This window comes from Priestia sp. D51 (assembly GCF_053345675.1).
In genome coordinates this window covers 114,009-137,648 of the sequence record NZ_JBLTIR010000007.1, presented here as the reverse complement: position 1 = coordinate 137,648, position 23,640 = coordinate 114,009, and the positions used below count along the sequence as shown (strand labels likewise).

The following is a 23,640-nucleotide window of genomic DNA, read 5'->3' as shown; positions in this document are numbered from 1 at the left end:
AAACCATCTTTCAATCATCTCCCATGAAGGAGAAGATCCTATCCGGTATTAGCTTCGGTTTCCCGAAGTTATCCCAGTCTTACAGGCAGGTTGCCCACGTGTTACTCACCCGTCCGCCGCTAACGTCATAGAAGCAAGCTTCTAATCAGTTCGCTCGACTTGCATGTATTAGGCACGCCGCCAGCGTTCATCCTGAGCCAGGATCAAACTCTCCGAAGAAATGTTTGACTTGCTCATTTAAAAAATAAAAATTAACGTTGACGTTTGTCGCTTTGTTCAGTTTTCAAAGTTCAACCGCCGCTCTTAAGCGACTTTATCATCTTATCAAGTTATCGACGTAATGTCAACAACTTTTTAAAATTCTTTTTTCAGCTTCGTTTTTACTGTTATGTCTCAACGACGCTTCATAATAATAAAATATATCTTTATTAAAGTCAACAGTTTTTAACAAAAAAAATTCGAAATCATTACTTTTTGATTCAGATGGCTGTTTTATCTAGATCATATCATCATATTATAGGCAAAAGCTAGGTTTAAACTTTGCCTTCTCTATTCTTGAATCCTTTACTTTTTTCAATTTCTTCATTATATGAAGAAATTAAAAAAGAGCTGTCCATTAGACAGCCCCTTCTTATTTCCCTTTAAAACTAGGTCTTCTCTTCTCAGCAAATGCTTGAAGCGCCTCTAGACGATCTTCTGTCGGAATCGTTAACTCATATGCTTTTCGTTCAATTTGCAAACCAGTCTGCAAATCGGCCTTCATTCCTTCTTTGATAGCAAATTTTGCTTGCTGAAGTGCAATTGGCCCATTTTTTAATAAAAGCGAGATAAAAATATCTATTGTTTCTTCTATTTGATATCCAGGAGCTACCTTCGTTACTAGACCACATTCTTTTGCTTCTGATGCCGTGAGGCGCTGAGCTGTTAAAATTAGTTCCATTGCTTTTGCTTCACCAACTAGGCGAGGGAGACGCTGTGTTCCTCCTGCGCCTGGTATAATCGCTAAGCTTGTTTCCGTTAAACCCATAAGCGCTTCTGTTGAAGCGATCCGGAAATCACATGCTAAAGCCAGCTCCATTCCTCCTCCAAATGCATATCCGTTGATGATTGCTATCGTTGGCTGAGGAAGCTGCTCTATCTTAGAAAACACTTCTCCTATTTTGTAAATATTGCGCTTTACCTCTTGATCAGAGAGGGTTTTACGTTCTTTTAAATCCGCACCTACACTAAAAGATTTTTCACCTGCCCCTTTAAACGTCACAACTCGAATATCTTTTTGAATACGAATTCCTTCAATTACTTCTTCCAATTCTTTAAGCATATCGTAATTAAAAGCATTCATCGCTTCCGGACGGTTCAGTATCACATGGGCGACGTGTCCCTTTATTTCATAAGAAATAGATGACATTCTTTTACCACCTCCAAATTGGAATCGCTTTCATTTTATTGCTCCTGAGATACCTGCTGCTTCAGTGCACGCCTTAAAATTTTTCCCGTTGTATTTTTAGGAAGTTCTTTTAAAAATTCAATTTCACTTGGCACTTTATATTTAGCAAGGTGCTCTTTGCAGTAGGCAATAAGCTTCTCTTCCGTTATCTCTTGATTATTGCAAACCACGTAACACTTCACACATTCACCTAAAGAAGGATCAGGAACTCCGATAACAGCCACTTCTACAATATCCCGATGCGCATATAGCACTTCTTCTACTTCGCGAGGATAAACATTATATCCTCCTACAATAATTAAATCTTTTTTACGGTCAACGATATAAAAATAACCTTCCTTATCCATTCTTGCTAAGTCACCTGTATACAGCCAACCATCTCGGAGAGCATATTCCGTATCTTCAGGAAGCTTATAATACCCTTTCATCACATTAGGGCCTTTGACGATAAGTTCGCCAACTTGTCCTACTTCTACTTCTTTTCCTAGTTCGTTTACCACTTTATTTTCAACATTCATAATAGATGTGCCTATAGAACCTGCTTTTCTCTCTCGATCAATCGGATTGAAACACGTCACAGGAGAAGCCTCAGATAATCCATAGCCTTCTGCTACCATGACCCCAAACTTACGTTCAAAATGGGTTAGAAGTGCCACCGGCATTGATGCCCCGCCTGATATACAAAGCCTTACCGTGTGAAAGTGCTCTTTTTTCCCTTTGTCATGCTGAAGTAAAAAATTATACATTGTCGGAACGCCAGCAAAAATAGTCGCTTGTCGATTTTGAATTAATTCAAATATAGAAGATGGACTGAATTTTGGTTCAATTAATATCGTTCCTCCATTCATTAAAGGCGCATTCAATGAAACAGTTAAACAAAATACGTGAAACATCGGCAAAGCAGCTACGACTCGGTCATTCCCATTTATACTTAAATAATCTGCTACGTCTTGAGCGTTTGAATAAATATTCTTATGCGTAAGCATAGCTCCTTTTGGTTTTCCAGTCGTTCCTGACGTATACAGAATGATGGCCACATCTTCTTCTTTTAACTCGAGAAAATCATATGTAGCTTCCCCTCTGTTTACAACTTGCGAAAACGTGTGAAAATAAGAAGGTATACTTTCCACTGTATCTGTCGTTTCGCATAAGATAACGTGTTCCAAAAATGGAGTGTGTCCAATGATTTTTTTTAAAACAGGGAGAAGTAAATCAACCGCAATAACTGCTTTTACATCTCCATCCTGAAGCATGTAGCTAATTTCATCCGCTGTGTAAATAGGATTAATGGGTATAACAGTAGCTCCTACTCGAAGAGCACCGTACAATCCAATAACAAAATGAGGCGAGTTGCCGACAATTAAAGCGATATGATCTCCTTTTTTTACACCTAATTGCTTCAGACCATTAGCAAACTTAGATACCGATGCATCAAGATCTGCATAAGATGTTTCCTGATCCATAAAAACATATGCCGATTTTTGCGGAAATTGCTCAGCTGTTTTATGAAGCTGTGCTGACAAATTCATCTCATAACTTCCTCCTTTTAATAACGAATGAATGAACAACCATTCATTATTAAGTCATAATAATGGAAAAATTCTTACTTCTTCTATTCTATTATAATGTTACTGCTGTTCTATTGACAAGACTCATCTGTTTAAAAAGAAAAAAAGCCTGATGTGGCAGACTTTTTTCTTAATAGATTAATTCAACAAACTCTTCTTTTGTAATATTACCAAAATAATGTGGAATATCGATGTCCTCTAAGGCTTGTTCAATAGAAGCTTTTTCATAACGAACACCTGTTAATTTTTCCTGTACTTCCTGGACATCTCCCACTCCAAAGAAATCTCCATAGATGGTGCAAGCATCGATTTTCCCTTTATTCACTTCCAAACGAACGTCAATTTGTCCCACAGGAAAGCGGTGAGAGTGCTGTAAGTTAAATTTAGGTGATTTTCCATAGTTCCAATCCCATGACTGATAGCGCTCTTTAGAAATTTGATGAATCGTTTCCCAATCTTTTTCCGTTAGTTTATATTCTGTTATATTTTCTTCTCCCTCAAAGATATACCGAAGCAGCATTTCTCTAAATTCTTCCACCGTTACTTTCTGTTCTAAAAATTCACTGATATTCGCTACTCTATTTCGAATAGACTTAATGCCTTTGGATTCAATTTTATCTTTTTTTACTTTTAACGCTGATACCACGTTTTCAATCTCTGAATCAAAAAGAAGAGTTCCATGGCTGAACATTCTTCCTTTCGTCGAAAACTGAGCATTTCCAGAAATTTTACGTCCTTCCGCCATTAAATCATTTCGTCCGCTTAACTCAGCATTGACTCCTAATTTCTTTAACGCTTCCACGACTGGCTCGGTAAACTTTTTAAAATTATGAAAGCTATTTCCATCGTCTTTCGTAATAAAGCTGAAGTTTAAATTTCCTTTATCATGATAAACGGCACCGCCTCCAGATAGACGTCTCACTACATGAATATGCTGATCTTCAACATATTTTGTATTAATCTCCTCAATGGTGTTCTGGTTTTTTCCAATAATAATAGAAGGCTCATTAATATAAAACAGCAGATATGTCTCATTAATATCTAGATACTTGAGCGCATATTCTTCAATTGCTAAGTTAATTCGGGGATCATAATTTTTTTGATTATCAATAAATAACATTCATTTTCCTCCTTGTTATTCCCATACGTATCCTGATTCAGCTAACGTAAGCGTACCTCCATAACGAGCAGCAGCTTCCTCTACTAGCTGTTGGTGTTCTCCGTAGTGTGGAAGGTGAGTAAGCATGAGTTGTTTGACACTTGCTTTAGAAGCAAGTGTACCGGCTTCTGTACTTGTCATGTGTCCAGCACCGCTTCCATCTTGGCTAGCATAAAAGTTACATTCACAAATAAGAAGATCTGCATTTTCTGAGAAAGAAACAAATTCTTCTAAATAGCTCGAGTCCGCTGTGTACACGACGGTTTGATTGCCAGCACTTATTTTCATGGCATAACAAACGACTGGATGTTTCGTTTTCATAAATTCGATTGTAAAAGGCCCAACGTCAAGTTTTTGACTCGGATCGTACTCTACTCCTTTGGTAATTCCTTTATGAGTAAGTTTGTTGAAGCTTTCCTGATCATATGTATGTCCGTAAATAGAAAGTTCCTTAACAGCGTTCCCTAGATGAGTCTGAATGAGGCGAGCATATTGAAATACTCCGACATCAGCCACGTGGTCATGATGGTAATGAGATAAAATCATCGCATCTATTTCTTCTGGTTTTGCATATTTTTGCAGCTGAGCCAATGCACCGCTTCCACAATCAACAAGCAGCTGAAATCCATCGTGCTCAACTAAATAGCTAGAAGTAGCTTCTGAAACAGCAGGATATCCTCCCCAAAAACCAATAACAGTTACTTTCATTTCAATCACCCTTTCGTACTATTTTTATTACGTTCAGTATACCCTACTTTTTTTTGAAAACTAACTGAAAGATACTCGTTTTGCCTATTTTATCGAAATAACTCATTGTTATATAACAAATAACCACTTAGAATAGCAAAATAGGCTAAATTGTTATAAAACATAATTGACATTTCAACATCTGTTATAATACAATATTAGTAACAAAAAACAACGGAGGGGATTTAAATGTTAGAAAAAATGACTGAATTTTTCAAAAGATTACCCAATAAAAAGTGCGTAGAATGCGGAAACGACATCGAGGAACAGCATGAGTGCTACGGAAACAAATGCGATCACTGCCTAGATATCATGAAATAAAAAAAGCTGAAACTGTTTTATAACAGTTTCAGCTTTTTTTATACGGTCAAACTGCGATACTCGTTTGGCGTAATGCCTTCTACTTTTTTAAACACTTTTCGAAAGTATTTATCATCATGATATCCAATCATATTCGCAATTTCATAGATTTTTAGTTCTTCATTTAGTAAAAGTGATTTGGCTTTATTCATTCTGACTTTCACCATATAATCTGAAATATTTTCTTGAAATTCTTGCTTAAACTTTCTCGAAATGTATTCACGGCTTAAATAGAAACGTTCCGATATTTCTTGAAGCTTCACATCTCGATGAAAATTTTGCTGCAAAAATTGTTCGATCTCATAAATAACGTCGCGATTGTTTTGCTTGCTATACCTTTTTATTACTTTTAAGAAACGCTTTACTTCACGCTTTTTTCTCTCTACATACTTTGCTAGCTGAAACTGCCCATCTTGGTTATAGAAAAAAGAAAGAACATATTCAGGACCATTACTTATCGTATAAGGAATGTGATATCTTTTTAACCAATGCTGGCTTAACAGCTGATATTCCTGCTCAAAATGCAGAATTTGCTTTAATGATAGATAATTTTGTGCTTCAAAAGCTGTGATAATTTCGTTGAATACCGGCAAAAAAGCTTCAAACTTCCCTACTTGCAGCGCCTCTTCAATTTTACTGTTATAATCCATCATATTTATTAATAAAGCACTTGCTAAAACGTCTTGCTCGCCGTAGACCTTCACTTTATTTTGATCAAGAACATTGCTTAATAAAAGCGAATTTTTCGCATGTTCATAGGATTTCATTAGCTGATCAATAGAAGAGACTTTGCATCCTCTTGCAATCCGACAGCTCACGTCTAACGTACGGCGAATTGCTGTATGTAAAGTCGTCAGCAAAGAGGTTATGCGTTCAAAATCATTCCAAAATATAATGATAATTTCCCACTTATTTGATAAATAACGGAAGGCTACCCCATTTTCTTCTGCCATCAGCATTTCATTGATTACATTTAAAATTGAAAAATAGGCTAAATCCCGGTCACCGCCAAAAGAACGAATAATGGATTCATCTACACGTACAATCCCCACTTCATATTCTCTAGTCAGATGGAAACCAAACTCTTCATAGATTGATTGATTTAGCAAATAATTGTTCATTAACTGCGTTAGTTTTCGATCTCGATAAATCGGCTTCATTTCATTGATTAAACGATAGCTGCTATTATGGACTTTTCTGGACTCTTCTTCTTTCTTCCATTGAGTTACAGCTCGTACAAGCGTATCGTTTAAAATCGAAGGATCCACTGGCTTTAGAATATAATCCGTACTTCCAAAATGAATAGCTTTACGCATATAGTGGTAGTCATCATACCCTGTTACCACAATCGTTTTGCTAGAAGGTGAATTCTCTTTAATCCACTCTAACAAAGCAATTCCATCGATATTAGGCATCTTCATATCAGTAAAAATGATTTCCGGTCCGTGATCCTCAATAAGCGCAATCGCTTGCTCACCGCTATCAGCTTCTATCACATCTGTAATTTCATGCTCTTCCCACTGTCCAAGCAGCTTTATTCCTTCTCTTACATGCTCTTCATCATCCACGATTAATACTTTCATCACTATCCCTCTTTTCTTCAATTGTTGTTAGCTTTATGACAACGGTAAAATCGTGATTTTCTTGACTGCTAATTTGCATTGAAGCATGATCTCCATAGTAGATGCGAAGTCGTTCATAAATATTTTGCAACCCAATATGCTCATCTGTTTGATTATACGATTGCTGAAGTCTCGCTTTTAATTGATTCAACTCTTTCTCTCCTATCCCTTTTCCGTTATCAGAAACAGTTAGAATCAGTTCTTCTCCGTTTAACTTCGCTGAAATCAACAGCTTTCCGCTTCCTGTGCGGGTTTCGAATCCATGCTTAAAAGAATTCTCAACAAGAGGCTGCAAGACCATTTTCGGTATTCGCATAAGCTCTGCCTCTTTTTCGATATTTAACTCATACTCAAACTTTGAACCAAACCGCTGCTTCTGCAGACTCAAGAAAGCTTTTACGTGATCGACTTCTTGCTTTAAGCTAACGATATCCTCTTTCATATTCATGCTGTAACGCATAATGTGAGAAAGTGAGGTTAATAAAGAATATACTTCAACTGCTTTATGCTTAAGGGCAAGAGTTCCAATTGATTGAAATGCGTTGTATAAAAAATGCGGATTAATTTGCGACTGCAGCACTTTTAGCTGCGTTGATTTATTTTCTAACTCCAATCGGAATTTACGTTCAATTAAGTCATTAATTGTTTCTACCATAGAGGTAAAGTGCCTTCCTAAAACACCAAATTCATCGTTTCCAAGCGATTTAAACCGGACTTCAAATGATCCTTTTTCCACTTCTTTCATATTGCGAATTAATACGTTAATCGGCTGTGTAAAACGGACCGATATAAGAAGCGTAGCAATAACGAGCATACACAAAAATGGAAGGCCAATTAATACATTCATAAGTGCTGTCTTTCTTGCATCTTCATATAAAACACTGTAAGGAATTCGCTTCACAATGTATAAGTCCTCAAAAGGCTGTTTAAGCTTTTCATACATTAATACGCCTGAGAAGCTTTTATCTTCCCATTCCATGCTGTGATCCTCTTGAGACGTAAGCGCCTTTAGCCACGGGTAGTTTTCGTTTTTTCCAATAACCTTTGAATCCGAAGAATACAAAACCTTCCCTTTATTGTTCATTAAATAAAAATCTTCTGACTCTTCATTATATAAGCGCTGCGATATAGATTGAATTTGGGTCATGTTAATGTCTAAAGATAGATAAGCTAACAACTTGTCTGATGGAATTTCATCAATCCTCTGATGAAAGCTAATAACTTGATTCGGCAGTGAGTCAATTAACGTTGATAAATTATTGTAGCTATAAATTTCATGGGTAGGCTCAATGGCAAGAAATTTATGATGTTTATTTAAATAAGAATAGTAAGGCTGGGTGTAAATATCATCGTACTTCCCTCTGCTGCTCACTTTCGAATTATAAGCTGTATACGAGTCATGCCCGTTCTCAATATAAAGATGGAGCTGTTCAATCTCTGGACGAGTATTATATAAATAAAGAAGAGTGCGTGATATTTCCAGTTGATTGGCTCCTAAGTCACTTGATACGCCTTCATCTAACACTTTAATAAATGGGTGGTAGCCGTACAGCCTTTTTGTAATATTAGCAATTTCATTTAAGTAATCACTCAAATCATTGCTTCCATTTTTAATAACTTGATAGTTGGTAGAAATAAATCGATTCTTAACCGTTTCTTTTGTGTATTGATACGTAAAAATCGTTGAAATTAAAAATGGAATAACTGTTGCGAATAAGAAAAACAAAATTAATTTCTTGCGTATGCTCCAGCCTTTCACAACTAACCTCCTTTGACTAATGTCATACATTATGACTATTATTATACATTAAAAGCGCTTTCAATTAACTATTATTTTTTCATAACTATGAATCTAACCAGCTATTTTTTCACACCAAAAAGTCCGCGTTTTCCACGCGGACTTTTTGGTTATTTTTTCATTTTTGCCCAAATTGTATCTAATTTCTTCATAAACTCTTCTTCCGTCATTTGTTTGCCTGCGTAAGACTGCATTGCTGCGCCTACTTCTTGAACCGTTCCTTCTGGATACTTAAACCAGTTCCAAGATAATGTTTTGCCTTCTTCAGAGTATTTTAAGATATCATCAGATAAAGAATCGATTCCTTTTCCATCGATGTTTTTGAACGCTGGAATGAACTTGAACTTTTCAACTAAGAATTTTTGACCTTCTTTAGAAGAAACCATCCAATTTAAGAATTCCTTCGCTGCTTTTTTATCTGCATCTGGTGCATTTTTGTTCACTACCCAGTTATTTGGAACTCCGATTGCTAATTTATCATTTTTCTTCGCATCGTTGCTGATCGGCATTGGGATAAAGCCCATTTTCATGTCCGGATTGATTTTCGTGATCATATTTACCGTCCAGTTACCTTGTTGCATCATCGCTGTTTCACCAGAAGCAAATTGAGTAACTTGTGTATTGTAATCTGTCGTTAATGGATTTTTATTTCCATACTTTAACGTTAAATCGAACAGATTCATAAATTGCTTAAACGTTTCATTGCCTTCAAATTTTGCTTTTCCTTCGTTTAGACCTTTAATAAACGCATCTGGATCATCTTGCTGCGCCATTGGAATATTAAATAAGTGGTTACCTAGCACCCACCACTCGCCGTATCCGTTAGAAAATGGCGTAATGCCTTTTGCTTTAAGCTTTTTAGAAGCTGCTTCTAATTCCGACAGCGTCTTAGGCAATTCTTTAATGCCTGCTTTTTCAAATAAATCTTTATTATAAATAAAACCATAACCTTCTAAGTTTAGCGGCTGACCATAGATTTTCCCGTCCATTGTCATCGGTTCTTTAGCGATATCATACAGATTATCTACCCACGGCTGATCAGACAAATCTTCTAATTTATCCTTCCACGTTTGCGCTTCTTGGAACCCTCCATTATTAAAGATATCAGGTTCATTTCCAGAGGCAAACTGTGCTTTTAATGCTGCACCATAGTCCGCTCCTCCGCCGACTGTTTGGATGTTAAACTTTACGTTTGGATGTTCTTTTGTATATTCATCCGTTAATTCTTTCAGCTGATCTGCAATTTCCACTTTGAACTGGAACATATCAATAACAACTTGATCACCTGAGCCTGTTGATTTACTTGCTTTTGAATCCGTACCTGAGTTTGAACATGCTGTCGCAAATAAAAGTGATGTTGCTAACACGCCAGACATTATTGAAAGCCTTTTCATTTTCATTCGTTTTGCCCCCCTTGATATCTATCTCTCTTTATTTTACCGATTCTAGGACATTTGAACAGGTAACAATATTGAACAACCGAGTGGAAAATATTGAACACCCCCCTTCAGCACCCTTCGACAGGTCTCTCTTCTTTCGCAAAAATTTCTATAAAATTTTTATCTGTTTTATTCCACCTAATAACATTTATAGACAAAATTATGTTAATATGTAGAGTGATAGATTCATAAGAAAATTTATGAATTTTTTTAACTTGTATAAACAAAGTGAAGGGGTTTACATGAAAACTAAAAAGCGCAAAAAAACACATGTCTCATTTCGAATTAACTGGCTGTTTATTGTGGTTTTCCTGCTTTTTTCTGCACTCATTTTACGATTAGGCTTCGTACAGATTGTGTACGGAGAGAACTATAAACGAGAAGTTGAAAAAACAGAAGATGAAACGGTAGATTCACCGGTTCCTCGCGGAAAGATGCTAGACCGCTATGACCGCGTTATCGTGGATAATAAACCGTTGAACGCTGTCACGTACACGCGTTTGAAGGGCGTCACTCAAGAAGACAAGCTAAAAGTAGCTAAAAAGCTTGCCACTCTTATTGATGTTCCTGTTACAACAGACGTGTTTGGCAAATCGGATAAAAAGAAAGATAAAAATACGATTAAGCTAACAGAACGCGACTTAAAAGATTATTGGATTGCAACTCATCCAAAAGCAGCAGCGAAAAAAATTACCGCAGCAGATAAGCAAAAAGTAAAAGAAGAAAAAATTTCTGAAGATGATCTGTATCCTCTTCAGCTGAAGCGTATTACTAAAAATGAACTTCTATCGGTGAAAGATGACCTTGAAGTGATTGCCATTAAAAGCAAGATGGAAGGCGGATACGCGTTAACCGCTCAAATTATTAAAAGCGGCTTAACCGATAAAGAGCTTGCTGTTATTAGTGAACAGTTGAGTGACTTACCGGGCGTCGATACAACAACTTACTGGGACCGTATGTATACATACGATGACTTACTTAGCACGCTGCTTGGTAAAATCACATCGGCTGACGAAGGATTGCCAAGCGAAAACTTACAGTACTATTTATCACACGGCTACAGCCGAAATGACCGAGTAGGAAAAAGTTATTTAGAAAAGCAGTATGAAGACGTTCTTCGCGGTCAAAAAGCACGCATACAAAACGTAACCGATCGCTCTGGCAATTTAGTGAGTCAAGAAACCGTTACTGAAGGTCAGCGCGGCAGTGACTTAATTTTAACGATTGATATGGAGCTACAAAAGCAAGTCGAAGATGTTTTAACGAAAGCTGTACTTGAAGGCGCTGCTAGGAACCGCTTAATGGACCGGGCATTTGCCATTATGATGGACCCTCATACAGGAGACATTTTAGCGATGGGCGGAAAACAGCTTGTTACCGATAAGCAAACAGGCGCACGTAAAGTTCAAGACTTCGCGCTTGGAAACCTTACAACTTCTTATGAAGTAGGTTCTGCGGTTAAAGGAGCGACCGTTCTAGCCGGACTTGACTCAGGTGCAATTCAGCCTGGCACGGTTTTTTATGACGCGCCAATGAAGTTTGCTGGTACTAAACCGAAGAAATCCTCTCATAATATGGGAGCTACAGGTATTGAAAAAGCCCTTGAGCAATCTTCTAACGTTTTTATGTATAGAACGATTTTAAACATGGCTGGTGAGACTTATCGACCTGGTGGATCATTGCATATCTCGCCGTCTATTTTTAATAAGATGCGTTCATACTACAGCCAGTTCGGTCTTGGCATTCCAACTGGAATTGATTTAGAAAACGAATCAACCGGTATTCGTAATACTGTAACAAATGAACCTGGTAAAGCTCTCGATTTTGCAATTGGTCAATACGATACTTATACACCGCTTCAGCTTGTTCAATACATTTCAACAATTGCCAACGGTGGATACAGAATGAAACCTCACCTTGTGAAAGAAATTCGTGAGCCTGAGCTTGACAGCGAACTAAAAGGAAGTATACAAAGTTCCGTGGAACCACAAGTATTAAACCGTATTACCATGAATCAGTCACAAATTGACATCGTAAAGCGCGGTTTCCGTCGTGTTGTTACTGCTCCAGGCGGTACTGGGCACGCGTTGTATACAAATCCAAAATATAGAAAATATAATATAGCAGGTAAGTCAGGAACAGCTGAAACCTATAATCAAGGCGTAAGCGTACGTAACTCTACTTTTGTCTCTTATGCACCTTATGACAATCCTGAAGTAGCCGTAGCGGTTGTTATTCCTTCTGCGTATGTTGCTGGAGCGAATTCTGGCGGACAAAGCAAAACTATTACAGGTGATGTTATTGATGCCTACTTCAAACTTAAAAAGCAAGGAAATACAGAAGTAGAGCAAAAAGAAGAAGATGCAAAAACAGGAAATACAGAATTAAACGGCGTAAAAAAAGATGATAATGAACAATAAAAAAAGGTCTCGTCATGAGACCTTTTTTGTTTTTTCTATAAAAAAAAGCCTATCTCACTGAGACAGACCGCGTAAAAAGTATAGTTCAATTAATTCAGCAATTTTTTCTTCTGAAAGCGGCTCATGCCGTTTTTCCCAATCATAGACGAGTGCAATGTACATTTTAAATAATAAAAAAGCTGTGAGCTCCGGGTTGCACGGTTTGATTTCTTTTTTAGAAATCGCAATTTCGATTTTGTTTTTTATATAAGTCAAAATCTCTTCTTCTACTCGCACCAGAACTTCTTGCACTGCTGTAGTGCCTAACTGCTGTTCCTGTACCAGCTTCAGCATGAGCTGATGCTCGGTGCGGAATTCTAAGATTCGAAAAATAGCTGCTTGGGCATTTTCAAAAAAAGGACGGCTGCTGTCAATGACAGTTTCAGCTGCATCTGTCATTTCTCGAATCATTCGTGTAACAATTTCATCGAATAACTCTTCTTTGTTTTTAAAAAAAGTATAAATCGTTCCTTTTCCGACATTTGCAAGCTTCGCCACTTGCTCCATAGTCGTTGCTTTATATCCAAACAGCGCAAATGATTTTGACGCTGCATCAACAACTGATTGCTTTCGGTCTATAGCCACGTTATCCCCTTCTTTCTGACCAAATGAATATTTCAGTCAACAAGTACGGTTTTACTATAGCATAAGTTTCTTTTGCTTTTCAACCACAATCTCTTCTCTTAGTATAACCTTTCTCTACAGGTAGTACACAAAAAAGCGGAGCATTGATTCGCCGCTCCACTTCTACAGTTGCTGCACATATTTAACCGCTTTTTTAGCCACATCTTCTCCTTGCTCTACACATTCCGGTATACCCAGACCTTCATATGAGCTTCCCGCTACATAAAGACCAGCAAGCTCTTTTTCAAGCTGTTCGTTCATCGTATCTAGCATATCGTGATGTCCGACCGTATACTGAGGCATTGACTGCTTCCATCTCGTTACCGCGTAAAATTCGGGCTCAGCAGAAATGGTAATGAGCTTCTTCAAATCCTCCAGGACAATTTTAAAAATTTCATCGTCAGGCTGATCCACCACAGCTTCATCCCCGGTTCGTCCAACTAAACATCTCAGCAGCACTTTTCCTTCCGGAACCGCATGCGGCCACTTTTTATTTAGCCACGTGCATGCCGTAATCGTGTAATCGCTATTTCTGGAAACGGCGATGTTCATTGCATCTAGATTGTCTTGCAGCGCTTCTTGTGCAAAGGCTATCACAACAGTAGCTACTGAAGTGGAAGGCATATGCTTTAACGGTTCGAATATTTTATATTCCGAGAGCATAGACTGAGCAGCTGCATGAGGGGAAGTTACAATAACGCTGTCTGCTTTTATTACTTTCCCGCTATTTAAGGATAATTCATATGTGGTATCTTCTTTATAAATTTTCTCTACCTTTATTCCTTTTGTAATAATATCAGGATCTATTGCTTTTTCTACCCCATCTACTAGCGATTGAAGACCTTCTTTTAATGTTAAAAAGACGCTATTTTTTTTAAACTCCGAATCATCACCGTGCTGTGGGTGAATTTCTTTTAGCTTTTTCATTCCAACAATTAAGCTTCTGTACTTATGTTCAGCATGCAAAAACTGTGGAAATGTTGATCTTAAACTCAAACGATCAACGTCTCCTGCGTAAATTCCTGATAATAGAGGCTCAATTAAATTTTCAACAACTTCATCACCAAACCGTCTTCTAAAAAATACGCCTAGCGAACGGTCATCCTGATTTTTTGTCTTCGGTATAAAAAAATCAGCTGCTGCGCGCAGCTTGCCAACAGGCGAAAATAGCCCTGTTGTGATAAAAGGAGATAACTTGGTTGGTATCCCCATTACAGCACCATCAGGCAGCGCATGCGGTGTATCTTTTACCAGAATATAGGATTTTCCCTTTTCATTTCCGACTAGCTCCCGACCTAGCCCCACTTCTTTTGCCAGTTTTGTAGCAGCTAGCTTACGCGCTAAAAATGAATCAGGACCTTTTTCAAATAAATAACCGTCTCGTTTGACCGTTTGAATTTTCCCGCCAAGCCGATGCGTCGCTTCTATTAGTTGAAGATCAATAGGCAGCTGATGATCCTTTATTTTTTTTTGCAAATAATAGGCAGCTGAAAGACCTGTTATTCCTCCACCGATGATGACAACCTTTTTGCGTCTATCCGTCATGTTATCATCGCCTTTTCTGTAAAATTCAATATAAAGAGAAGCGATTATGGAAACCCATAGCTCGCTTCTTACTTTTCTTTATATTGATTATAAGTTACTTTTCGTCCCTGTTCAACGTACAAAGAATCTATATTGACTTAACGGGCAATTCGTTTTAACACAACTGTAGCTAACCCATCGATAAATTCAGGCTGTGCATTCGGCATTTCAGGACGGTAATAATCAGCCCCAATTTCATCTGTTACCACTTTGCATTCGTAGTCGTTATCATAAAGTACTTCTAAGTGATCCGCGATAAATCCAACCGGGGTATAGACGAACGACGTATAGCCTTTTTCTTCATGCAGTTCTCTTGTTAAATCTTGGACATCAGGACCTATCCATGGCTCAGGCGTATTTCCAGCACTTTGCCAGCCAATTTCGTAATGTTCAATACCAGCTGCTTGTGCAATTAAATCCGCTGTTTCTTGAAGCTGATTTGGATATGGATCTCCTGCTGCAATAATTTTTTCTGGCAAGCTATGCGCAGAAACAATCAACACGGCTTTTTGGCGTTTCTCTTCGTCTATTAAATCAAACGTTTGTTTAACACGTGTAGCCCAGTACTGAATGAACTTTGGCTCACTGTACCAGCTTTCTACGGAATGAATGATTGGTCCTCCTAATTTTTCAGCTGTTTCTTTGGCGCGTCCATTATAGGATTTTACGCTAAACGTTGAAAAGTGAGGTGCAAGCACAATGCTGACCGCTTCTTTAATTCCGTCTTTATGCATGGCTTCTACTGCATCTTCAACAAACGGTTCAATATGCTTTAAGCCAAGATACGCTTTAAATTCAATTTCATCCTGTACTTCATTCAAGCGCTTTTCTAGACTTTCCATTTGCTGCTGCGTAATTTTTGCAAGAGGTGAAATGCCCCCAATTGCTTCGTAGCGGTTTTGTAAATCTTCCAAGGCTTCCGGTGAAGGTTTACGTCCGCGGCGGATATGTGTATAGTAACGTTCAATATCTTCTTCTTTATATGGTGTTCCATATGCCATTACAAGTAATCCCATTACTTTTTTACTCATGTGTTCGACACCTCTTTGTTAGATTCAATACTTGTCTTCATTTTGCCATGAATAAAAAGAAAAATTCAAAGTTTAGCGCTCCAAATTATTTGACAATTTATTGTCTATTTGCAGAATATTCATGAATAAAGGTTGTTAAACGCTTCAACGTTTCCGGCTGAACCTGTGGAAAGACGCCGTGCCCCAAGTTGAAGATGTAACCAGGACTGGCCATCCCTTTATCTAATATTTCTGTTACACGTTCTTCAATAACTTCCCATGGAGCTAACAAAATAGCAGGATCTAAGTTTCCTTGCAGTGTTTTTGTTAAGCCTAGTGCACGTGCTTCATCCAGCTGCGTTCGCCAATCTAATCCCACTACATCCAGCGACAGATCATGCCATTCTTTTGCCAAATGACTTGCTCCTACTCCAAACATAATGAGAGGTACATTTTTTTCGCGCAAAGAGGTAAAAATCCGCTCCATAACAGGCTTTATAAAATAACGATAATCCGCTACATTTAAAGCCCCCACCCATGAATCAAAGATTTGAATGGCTTTTGCTCCAGCGTCAATTTGCGCTTTTACATATGTAATCGTCATATCTGCTAACTTATCCATTAGCGCAAACCATGCTTTAGGTTCCGTGTACATAAATGCTTTTGTTTTATTATAGTTTTTTGAAGGTCCTCCTTCAATCATATAGCTTGCTACTGTGAAAGGAGCACCGGCAAAACCAATTAGAGGTACGTTTAACTGTTCTGTTGTTAACAGCTTAATCGTATCTAATACATACGGAACATCTTCTTCCGGGGTAATTTCTCCTAGCTTTTCTACATCGCTTAAAGATTGAATTGGATTAGAAATGACAGGACCAATTCCTGACTTGATTTCAACATCCACTCCAATTGAAGGAAGCGGTGACATTATATCTTTATATAAAATAGCTGCATCCACTCCGTACTGTTCAACGGGCAGGCGTGTTACGTATGCCCCAAGCTCCGGCTGATGAGTGATTTCAAATAGAGAGTACTTCTCTTTTAGCTTTCGGTATTCCGGCTGTGAACGCCCTGCTTGGCGCATATACCAAACCGGAACATGATCCGTTTTTTCCCCTCTACAGGCTTTTAAAAAAGTATCGTTAAACGTTCCTTGACTCATAATTTCCACCTTTCTCGATTGTCTTCCATCCGTATTTTCTTCGATTAGACAGACAATAATCAGCAAAGGAACATACCGGTTCCTCTACTGATTAAAGTTTCACGTTATATTCTCTACTTGTCACTATACCCATTTCTTTACGACTTGTATAGCCACCTGCTAAAAATGTCAAAAAATCGCCCTACTCTTCCTTTTTTTATTGAAAAAGAGCAGGTGTTACTTCGTTGGATTTTTTTCCTTTTTGTTGTGTTTGGGAATTGTAAGGAACTACATAATAAGTAGGACTGTCGAGCAGATTCACACGCTCTTTTTCAAATGCTCCTTTTCCCTTCACTTTGCCAATCAATTCGGCTTTATCCCCTTTTTTCTCATAAACATAATAAACAGCTCTTTTATCAGGTGAAGGTGTCCACGATAAACTTACCGTTAGCAAACCAAATGGATGGAATGTTAATTCTTGTTTTAAGTCTTTAACTTGCTCTAAACGTATTGGTTTTGGCAGATCTTTAACGCCTACTGGCTTTTGAAATGCAGCTTCGTCGTAACCAGCTCTTGTTAGAATGTCTTTAAATAATAGAGTTGGATAAGAACTTCCTTTTGTTAAATAGTGCTGGTCATTTGTAGAATCATATCCCATCCACACGCTTCCTACAACATGTGGGGTATATCCAACAAACCAAGCATCTCTTGTGGCTCCTTTAACATTCGTATACGAAGTAGACCCTGTTTTTCCTGCTAACTCTCCTTTAAACTCTCCATTTTTTGCCGTTCCTTCTTTAACAACTCCTTGAAGCATTTTTGTCATATACCAAGCCGTCTGTTTTGAAAATGCTTTGTGAGTGTCGGGAACAGCTTTTGCAATCACTTTTCCATCTTGATCTTTTATCTCTTGAATAAAGTACGGTTGGATGTTTTCTCCATTCTCAGCAAATGCCCGGTACGCTCCTGCTAATTGAAGCGGTGTAATTCCTTCCTTTAATCCTCCAAGAGCAATCGCAAGCCCTTTATCTTCTAACGGAATTCCTAGCTTTGTGAGATACTGCTTGCTTGTTTCAACTCCTAGCTGATTCAATGTCCAGACGGCAGCTGCGTTTTTAGAATCTTTTAAGGCATCGTACATCGTTACCTTTTTAGCATATTGGCCGTCTACGTTTTTAGGTGTGTATCCCCCGTAGCTTCTAAGCTTGTCTTGCAGCAACGAATAAGGCTTGAATTGACCTTCTTCTAACGCAGGGCCATATACCGCAATAGGTTTCATCGTAGAACCTGGCTGTCTTTTGACATTTACGCGGTTGAGCGATTTTTGTACATAATCTCGTCCTCCCATAACAGATAAAACTCCTCCGCTTTTGTTATCGACTAATACAAAAGCACCTTGGGCACTGTTATCTGTACCTGGAAAATAACGATTTTCTTTCATCAGCTCGTAGGCGGCTTCTTGTACTTTTATATTCATCGGTACTTTGACCGTATAACCTCCGCGCAGAAGCTCATTGCCCGAAATGCTGTATTTCTTCTCTGCTTCTTGGATAACCATATCGATATAGGTTAAATACGCTGGATTTTTAGCCTGCTCCTTTATGTTCAACCCCAGCGTTCTTCCTTGCAAACGGACATTTTTTTCAGCTGATAAATAACCTGCTTTTTGCATGGCATTTAACACAACATTTCTACGTTCTATACTTTTTTCTGGATGTAAAATAGGAGAATAGGAATTCGGTGCTTTTGGCAGTGCAGCGAGAAGTGCACCTTCTTCTACCGTTAATTCGGAGACATCTTTATTGAAGTAAAGGTTGGATGCAGCTTGGACTCCATAGGCTCCGTGTCCAAAGTATATTTGATTCAAATACATTTCAAGCAGTTTTTGCTTACTGTAACGCTGCTCCAAGTTAATGGCCACCACTACTTCTTTTGTTTTTCTAAGCAGCGTTTTATCATTCGATAAAAACACATTTTTAGCCAGCTGCTGTGTTAAAGTACTTCCTCCTTCAACACTTCCCCCAGCCAATATATCTCGGTATAATGCTCGGCCAATAGATTTAAAATCGATTCCGTGGTGTTCATAAAAACGAACATCTTCAATTGAAATAAATGCTTGTTGCACATGCTTTGGAATCTTGTCAATTGAAACCAAGTCCCGATTTTTCACATAGAGCTTTGTTAATTCGTCTCCATTTTCATCGACTAATCTCGTAGCCGAGTCCATGACGATTTTTTTCTCATCGATTACATAGTTTCCAAGAAACAAGATGATAATATATCCAATCAATCCTAATAGAAAAATTCCAACTAAGGCAGCAATTGCGTATAAGCCTTTTTTGTACATCGTGCCACCCCTTTTCTTCCGCTAAACTTTTGATAATATGGAAAACAACTTCATCAATGTTTTACTTTACCATCTTCATTAGAAGTTCACAATTTTTGAATTTTTGTGTGTAAAATTTTATAATTTTAGTATGATTTACAATTGTAAATTGTATGCAATTCCCAATTAGAAAGGAAGTATAATCCATGAAGATCTTTATTACTTACGGAACAGGCCCTTACCTTCAAAAGTTGATCGACGAACATCCGAGTGAACGTTTATTACTGCTTCACAAAGATGACGATCAATTTGCACTAGTCCACGAAACAGATGGAGATACAATTTTTAAAGAAGGACATGCTTATGAAGTATTAGATGCTTCTGGAGATCTTGCAGATAGCGGATTTGCTGTACTAAATAATATTTCAGTTACAGATGAAGGCCGTCCTTTGTTTGAACAGCGATTTAGCCAACGCGCTCGTTTAATTGAAAATGAAGCAGGCTTTTCAGCTATTCGTGTGCTTCGTCCACTGCAAAATGACACATACATTATCTTTACAGGATGGAAAGATGAAAGTTCATTTAGCGATTGGCAGTCTTCAAAAGCCTATAATGAAGCACACAAAAAACGCGGTACGTCAGAAGGCGTGGATCAGCAGCCATCGATTTTCTCTCGCCCTTCTTATGTGACCTCATACCACGTAGTTAAATAAGTAAACATCCTCCTAGTAGGCGAGTATCACAATAGGCACAAACGTCATATTGTATACTACATTACCTATTGGGAGGAATTTTTATGGGCATAGAGCTTGGAGCTCTTCATTGGATGTATGTCCTTTTTATCGCCTTCATTATCGGCTTTATGATTATGCGGCGAGATACGAGTATCCTTTGTATACTCGGGATTTTTTTGCTTTCCTTAACGGCTACCTCTTCGTTAAGCCACTCCGTCAGCGCTGTTTTTTCCAGCTTCATTTATGCCATTACAGAACTGCTTCCTACCATTTTAATTATTTCAATTATTGTATCCATGAGTAAAGTCTTAATGGCTACAGGAATAAATGAATCGATGATTTCACCTTTTGCTCGCCTCATTAAAACACCTACTCTTGCCTATTGGGTTATTGGATTAGTTATGATGACCATCTCCTATTTTTTCTGGCCTTCTCCAGCCGTTGCTTTACTTGGAGCCGTGCTTTTACCAGTTGCCATCCGCGTAGGGCTTCCAGCTATAGGCGTAGCTGTAGCGATGAATTTATTCGGCCACGGCGTTGCGCTTTCAGGAGACTTTGTTATTCAAGCTGCCCCTAAGATAACCGCTGACGCAGCAGGTCTTCCGGTTCACGAGGTTGTTCAAGCAAGTGTCCCTCTTGTCATTGTGATGGGAGTCGTTACCACACTCTCTGCTTTTTACTTTCTAAAACAAGATATGAAGCACAATAAAATTCAGTCGCAACCGACAATTTTAACAAGCAGCTCTTCTAACCAATCCACACCTCTTTCTCCTTCATTACGCCGGACTTTAGCCATTATAGTTCCTCTTTTCTTTGCTATAGACGTATGGGCAATGTTCGCCCTTCATTTACAGGGAGGAGATGCCACTGCTCTCGTTGGAGGTACAGCTCTATTTATTTTAGTAGTGGTGTCGCTTATTGCTCACAAAGGAAAAGGTCTCGAACAAACCACTTCCTACTTGATTGAAGGCTTGCAGTTTGGGTTTAAAGTATTCGGTCCCGTTATTCCGATTGCCGCTTTTTTCTATTTAGGAGATGCTGGATTCAAAACAATCATTGGTGACTTTCTTCCGAAAGGATCACATGGACTTGTCAATGACCTAGGCGTTGCGCTTGCTTCGACTGTACCGTTAACTGCACAGGTCGCTACTGTGACGATAACTGCGCTAGGAGCTATTACAGGGTTAGACGGTTCAGGCTTTTCAGGTATTTCACTCGTAGGCTCTGTCTCTCATTTATTTGCATCTGCTTTAGGATCGGGCGCTGCCACGCTAACTGCTTTGGGGCAAATTGCTGCGATTTGGGTTGGAGGGGGAACGTTGATTCCATGGGCGCTCATTCCAGCTGCTGCGATTTGTGGAGTCAGTCCGTTTGAACTCGCTAGACGCAATTTAAAACCTGTAGCGATTGGATTAGTTGTTACAACGATTGTCGCAATGTTCCTAGTTTAAACAAAAGCCCCCTTCTTTTGATGAAGGGGGTCATATGTATATATTTGTTACATACCTTTTGGAAACTCTTTTTCCGCTGACGGCCTTACATACGCATAAACAAGCGTATAGAAGAAAATGCCTACAATTAGCCACATAAGCCCTAAGCTGTAGCCAGCTAATACATCTGTTAAAAAGTGTTCTCTTAACAGAATACGGCTGACGCCGATTAACAAAACAATTAAAGTAATTGCCCGCTGATACCACTTGGCCACCTTTTGATTGTTTATATGCTTGATCAGAAAAAAGAAAATCAGACCGTAGATAAGAATTCCCATCATTGCATGGCCGCTTGGAAAACTGTAACCTTCGATGCCTTCAAGAGGACGGGCTCGTTCTACCGCATCTTTAACCGCTTTATTAATAATATTGCCGCTTAAAATAAGTAAAAATGAGGATATCATGCCAATATAGTCTTTTTTTAAAAATAAAAAAACAATAAGTACAGCTAAAAGAACCATAATCATCACTTTTGAAGCTAAAAAAGACAGGCCGTGAAAAACAGATGACGCTGACTGAAGAATAGTGCTGTCATCTATAGCTGAAACAAGCCAGCGGTCTCCTTGAAAAGAATCTGTCGACACAGCAAACAACACTCCTAAAAAAACGAGACCCGCAATCCCAAACGCCCACATCAATTTTTTGTACAGAGATACAGTTTGTGAATCTACCATATCGTTACCTCCTATTATCTCACGAGAAAATTGGTAAAAAACTCATTCTTTGTCCCTATTTCTCATCTTATGTATCTATTATGTATATAAAATATTTCATGATTCAATTACTTTTTTCAATAACAACGCTTACATTCTTTTCTTTTTTATAGATAATGATATAATGATTAAAATGTCAAAAAATTCAAAACTTTATTCGACTTACACAGAAAGGATATGGTTATGTGAACTCCAAGCTACATACTTTACTTGAAGAAAAATTTGATGAAATGGTTCAAATTCGCCGATATCTGCATCAGTATCCAGAACCGTCTTTTAAAGAATTTCAAACTGCTGCCTACATTCGGTCTTTTTATGACAAGATCGGTATTTCTTACCGAGCAAATGTAGGAGGAAACGGCATTGTAGCAAGCATTCAAGGAGGAAAACCTGGTCCTACTGTAGCTTTGAGAGCCGACTTTGATGCCCTTCCTATTCAAGATGAAAAAGATGTACCCTATCAATCAACTGTTCCGGGCGTGATGCATGCATGTGGCCACGATGGTCATACGGCTACTCTTTTAGTCCTTGCTAAAGCGCTTTTTGAAATAAGAGATTCTCTCCCTGGTAAAATCGTCTTCATTCATCAGCACGCCGAAGAGTATGCTCCCGGAGGCGCCAAGTCCATGATTGAAGACGGATGCTTAGACGGTGTAGACGCGATATTCGGAACGCATTTATGGTCATTAACTCCCACTGGTGTGGTTCAATATCGAACGGGCCCTATTATGGCTGCTGCTGATCGCTTTGAAATTACGATCAAAGGAGCAGGCGGACACGGTGCACAGCCCCACAAAACAAAAGACTCAATCGTCATCGCCTCTCAGCTTGTTGTTAATTTACAGCAAATTGTAAGCAGACGTGTAAATCCAATTGATTCAGCGGTTGTAAGCATAGGTTCTTTTGTAGCGGAAAATGCATTTAATATTATCGCTGATTCTGCTCGACTAATTGGAACGGTAAGAACATTTAATGAAGATGTACGAAATGATGTCGAAAAAGAAATCGAACGAATTGTCCAAGGTACATGCTTAACGGCTGATGCTTCTTATGAGCTGAGTTATACGCGCGGCTATCCTTCCGTCGTAAACCACCCGGAAGAAACGGCCTTTCTTGCTTCTGCTGCTTCTCAAATCGATGAAGTTCATACAGTCGAAGAAACGGAGCCTCACATGACTGGAGAAGATTTCTCTTATTATTTGCAGCATATTAAAGGAACGTTCTTCTTTACAGGAGCTCAGCCAGAAGGTGTAGATGCTCCTTATCCTCATCATCATCCTAAATTTGATTTTAACGAAAAAGCAATGCTTATCGCAGCGAAAACGCTTGGTACGGCTGCTGTTGAGTATTTAAGAGAACAAGCTCATTCTAAAAACGCAATAAAAGCGAATTAATCATTCAGCAAGCATTCGTACAGAT

The 23,640-nt window shown here is 38.5% G+C and carries 18 protein-coding genes and 1 rRNA gene; 5 read left to right on the top strand and 14 right to left on the bottom strand.

Translation table 11 applies throughout. The annotated features are described in order from the left end of the window. The 5 genes from ACNHOZ_RS23685 to ACNHOZ_RS23665 all read right to left on the bottom strand — a co-directional run. Positions 1-219 (bottom strand): 16S ribosomal RNA (locus ACNHOZ_RS23685); the annotation flags it as partial. 412 nt (positions 220-631) lie between these two features. Continuing rightward, complete coding sequence (locus ACNHOZ_RS23680) at positions 632-1,408, bottom strand: enoyl-CoA hydratase-related protein (RefSeq protein ID WP_047751671.1); 777 nt, start codon at positions 1,406-1,408, stop codon at positions 632-634. Positions 1,409-1,443: 35 nt separating this feature from the next. Then, positions 1,444-2,976, bottom strand: coding sequence for a fatty acid--CoA ligase family protein (locus tag ACNHOZ_RS23675; RefSeq protein WP_255899098.1), 1,533 nt, complete (start codon positions 2,974-2,976; stop codon positions 1,444-1,446). A 169-nt stretch (positions 2,977-3,145) separates the two neighbouring features. After that, positions 3,146-4,135, bottom strand: a complete 990-nt coding sequence (locus ACNHOZ_RS23670; protein ID WP_255899095.1) for a lipoate--protein ligase — start codon at positions 4,133-4,135, stop codon at positions 3,146-3,148. 15 nt (positions 4,136-4,150) lie between these two features. Then, positions 4,151-4,882: an MBL fold metallo-hydrolase gene (locus tag ACNHOZ_RS23665; RefSeq protein WP_224980773.1), complete on the bottom strand. Its 732-nt coding sequence runs from the start codon at positions 4,880-4,882 to the stop codon at positions 4,151-4,153. A gap of 228 nt (positions 4,883-5,110) precedes the next feature. Here ACNHOZ_RS23665 and yhfH point away from each other — a divergent pair, with 228 nt between their 5' ends. Beyond that, on the top strand, positions 5,111-5,242 hold the full coding sequence (yhfH, locus tag ACNHOZ_RS23660; RefSeq protein ID WP_013055337.1) for a protein YhfH: 132 nt from the start codon (positions 5,111-5,113) through the stop codon (positions 5,240-5,242). A gap of 38 nt (positions 5,243-5,280) precedes the next feature. Here the strand turns inward: yhfH and ACNHOZ_RS23655 are convergent, their stop codons facing one another. The 3 genes from ACNHOZ_RS23655 to ACNHOZ_RS23645 form a co-directional block, all read right to left on the bottom strand. After that, positions 5,281-6,864 carry a response regulator gene (locus tag ACNHOZ_RS23655; protein WP_047751673.1) on the bottom strand — a complete coding sequence of 528 codons (1,584 nt, stop codon included), beginning with the start codon at positions 6,862-6,864 and terminating at the stop codon, positions 5,281-5,283. Beyond that, the gene (locus ACNHOZ_RS23650; RefSeq protein WP_447697298.1) at positions 6,842-8,662 is read right to left on the bottom strand and encodes a cache domain-containing sensor histidine kinase; all 1,821 of its coding nucleotides are present in this window, start codon (positions 8,660-8,662) and stop codon (positions 6,842-6,844) included. Before ACNHOZ_RS23650 ends, ACNHOZ_RS23655 begins: the two co-directional genes overlap by 23 nt. Positions 8,663-8,811: 149 nt before the next feature. Then, a complete protein-coding gene (locus ACNHOZ_RS23645; RefSeq protein ID WP_013081692.1) occupies positions 8,812-10,101 on the bottom strand; it encodes an ABC transporter substrate-binding protein in 1,290 nt (429 codons plus the stop codon). A 281-nt stretch (positions 10,102-10,382) separates the two neighbouring features. Here ACNHOZ_RS23645 and ACNHOZ_RS23640 point away from each other — a divergent pair, with 281 nt between their 5' ends. Continuing rightward, entirely contained in the window at positions 10,383-12,560 is a 2,178-nt protein-coding gene (locus ACNHOZ_RS23640) for a peptidoglycan D,D-transpeptidase FtsI family protein (protein ID WP_255899081.1), read from the top strand. 54 nt (positions 12,561-12,614) lie between these two features. Here the strand turns inward: ACNHOZ_RS23640 and ACNHOZ_RS23635 are convergent, their stop codons facing one another. From ACNHOZ_RS23635 to ACNHOZ_RS23615, 5 genes are all read right to left on the bottom strand, one after another. Continuing rightward, a complete protein-coding gene (locus ACNHOZ_RS23635) occupies positions 12,615-13,184 on the bottom strand; it encodes a TetR/AcrR family transcriptional regulator (RefSeq protein ID WP_028412542.1) in 570 nt (189 codons plus the stop codon). 162 nt (positions 13,185-13,346) lie between these two features. Continuing rightward, on the bottom strand, positions 13,347-14,768 hold the full coding sequence (gene hemY, locus ACNHOZ_RS23630; RefSeq protein WP_013055331.1) for a protoporphyrinogen oxidase: 1,422 nt from the start codon (positions 14,766-14,768) through the stop codon (positions 13,347-13,349). A 137-nt stretch (positions 14,769-14,905) separates the two neighbouring features. Beyond that, a complete protein-coding gene (gene hemH / locus ACNHOZ_RS23625; RefSeq protein WP_028412544.1) occupies positions 14,906-15,838 on the bottom strand; it encodes a ferrochelatase in 933 nt (310 codons plus the stop codon). Positions 15,839-15,935: 97 nt separating this feature from the next. After that, positions 15,936-16,979 (bottom strand): uroporphyrinogen decarboxylase, encoded by a 1,044-nt coding sequence (hemE, locus tag ACNHOZ_RS23620; RefSeq protein ID WP_255899076.1) that lies wholly within the window; start codon positions 16,977-16,979, stop codon positions 15,936-15,938. A 196-nt stretch (positions 16,980-17,175) separates the two neighbouring features. Then, a complete protein-coding gene (locus ACNHOZ_RS23615) occupies positions 17,176-19,305 on the bottom strand; it encodes a transglycosylase domain-containing protein (RefSeq protein ID WP_255899073.1) in 2,130 nt (709 codons plus the stop codon). A 185-nt stretch (positions 19,306-19,490) separates the two neighbouring features. Here ACNHOZ_RS23615 and ACNHOZ_RS23610 point away from each other — a divergent pair, with 185 nt between their 5' ends. Together ACNHOZ_RS23610 and ACNHOZ_RS23605 are read left to right on the top strand one after the other, a co-directional pair. After that, complete coding sequence (locus ACNHOZ_RS23610; protein ID WP_013055327.1) at positions 19,491-19,997, top strand: antibiotic biosynthesis monooxygenase family protein; 507 nt, start codon at positions 19,491-19,493, stop codon at positions 19,995-19,997. An 83-nt stretch (positions 19,998-20,080) separates the two neighbouring features. Continuing rightward, the gene (locus ACNHOZ_RS23605) at positions 20,081-21,469 is read left to right on the top strand and encodes a hypothetical protein (protein ID WP_255899069.1); all 1,389 of its coding nucleotides are present in this window, start codon (positions 20,081-20,083) and stop codon (positions 21,467-21,469) included. A gap of 47 nt (positions 21,470-21,516) precedes the next feature. Here the strand turns inward: ACNHOZ_RS23605 and ACNHOZ_RS23600 are convergent, their stop codons facing one another. Beyond that, complete coding sequence (locus ACNHOZ_RS23600) at positions 21,517-22,182, bottom strand: phosphatase PAP2 family protein (RefSeq protein WP_255899066.1); 666 nt, start codon at positions 22,180-22,182, stop codon at positions 21,517-21,519. 224 nt (positions 22,183-22,406) lie between these two features. Between ACNHOZ_RS23600 and ACNHOZ_RS23595 the strand changes: the two genes are divergently transcribed. Next, positions 22,407-23,615: a M20 family metallopeptidase gene (locus ACNHOZ_RS23595; RefSeq protein WP_028412548.1), complete on the top strand. Its 1,209-nt coding sequence runs from the start codon at positions 22,407-22,409 to the stop codon at positions 23,613-23,615. Positions 23,616-23,640 lie beyond the last annotated feature (25 nt).

Coding starts and splice junctions, on each gene's coding strand:
- ACNHOZ_RS23680 (WP_047751671.1), bottom strand. CDS start 1,408: ATGTCATCTATTTCTTATGAAATAAAGGGACACGTCGCCCATGTGATA.
- ACNHOZ_RS23675 (WP_255899098.1), bottom strand. CDS start 2,976: ATGAATTTGTCAGCACAGCTTCATAAAACAGCTGAGCAATTTCCGCAA.
- ACNHOZ_RS23670 (WP_255899095.1), bottom strand. CDS start 4,135: ATGTTATTTATTGATAATCAAAAAAATTATGATCCCCGAATTAACTTA.
- ACNHOZ_RS23665 (WP_224980773.1), bottom strand. CDS start 4,882: ATGAAAGTAACTGTTATTGGTTTTTGGGGAGGATATCCTGCTGTTTCA.
- yhfH (WP_013055337.1), top strand. CDS start 5,111: ATGTTAGAAAAAATGACTGAATTTTTCAAAAGATTACCCAATAAAAAG.
- ACNHOZ_RS23655 (WP_047751673.1), bottom strand. CDS start 6,864: ATGAAAGTATTAATCGTGGATGATGAAGAGCATGTAAGAGAAGGAATA.
- ACNHOZ_RS23645 (WP_013081692.1), bottom strand. CDS start 10,101: ATGAAAATGAAAAGGCTTTCAATAATGTCTGGCGTGTTAGCAACATCA.
- ACNHOZ_RS23640 (WP_255899081.1), top strand. CDS start 10,383: ATGAAAACTAAAAAGCGCAAAAAAACACATGTCTCATTTCGAATTAAC.
- hemY (WP_013055331.1), bottom strand. CDS start 14,768: ATGACGGATAGACGCAAAAAGGTTGTCATCATCGGTGGAGGAATAACA.
- hemH (WP_028412544.1), bottom strand. CDS start 15,838: ATGAGTAAAAAAGTAATGGGATTACTTGTAATGGCATATGGAACACCA.
- hemE (WP_255899076.1), bottom strand. CDS start 16,979: ATGAGTCAAGGAACGTTTAACGATACTTTTTTAAAAGCCTGTAGAGGG.
- ACNHOZ_RS23615 (WP_255899073.1), bottom strand. CDS start 19,305: ATGTACAAAAAAGGCTTATACGCAATTGCTGCCTTAGTTGGAATTTTT.
- ACNHOZ_RS23610 (WP_013055327.1), top strand. CDS start 19,491: ATGAAGATCTTTATTACTTACGGAACAGGCCCTTACCTTCAAAAGTTG.
- ACNHOZ_RS23605 (WP_255899069.1), top strand. CDS start 20,081: ATGGGCATAGAGCTTGGAGCTCTTCATTGGATGTATGTCCTTTTTATC.
- ACNHOZ_RS23600 (WP_255899066.1), bottom strand. CDS start 22,182: ATGGTAGATTCACAAACTGTATCTCTGTACAAAAAATTGATGTGGGCG.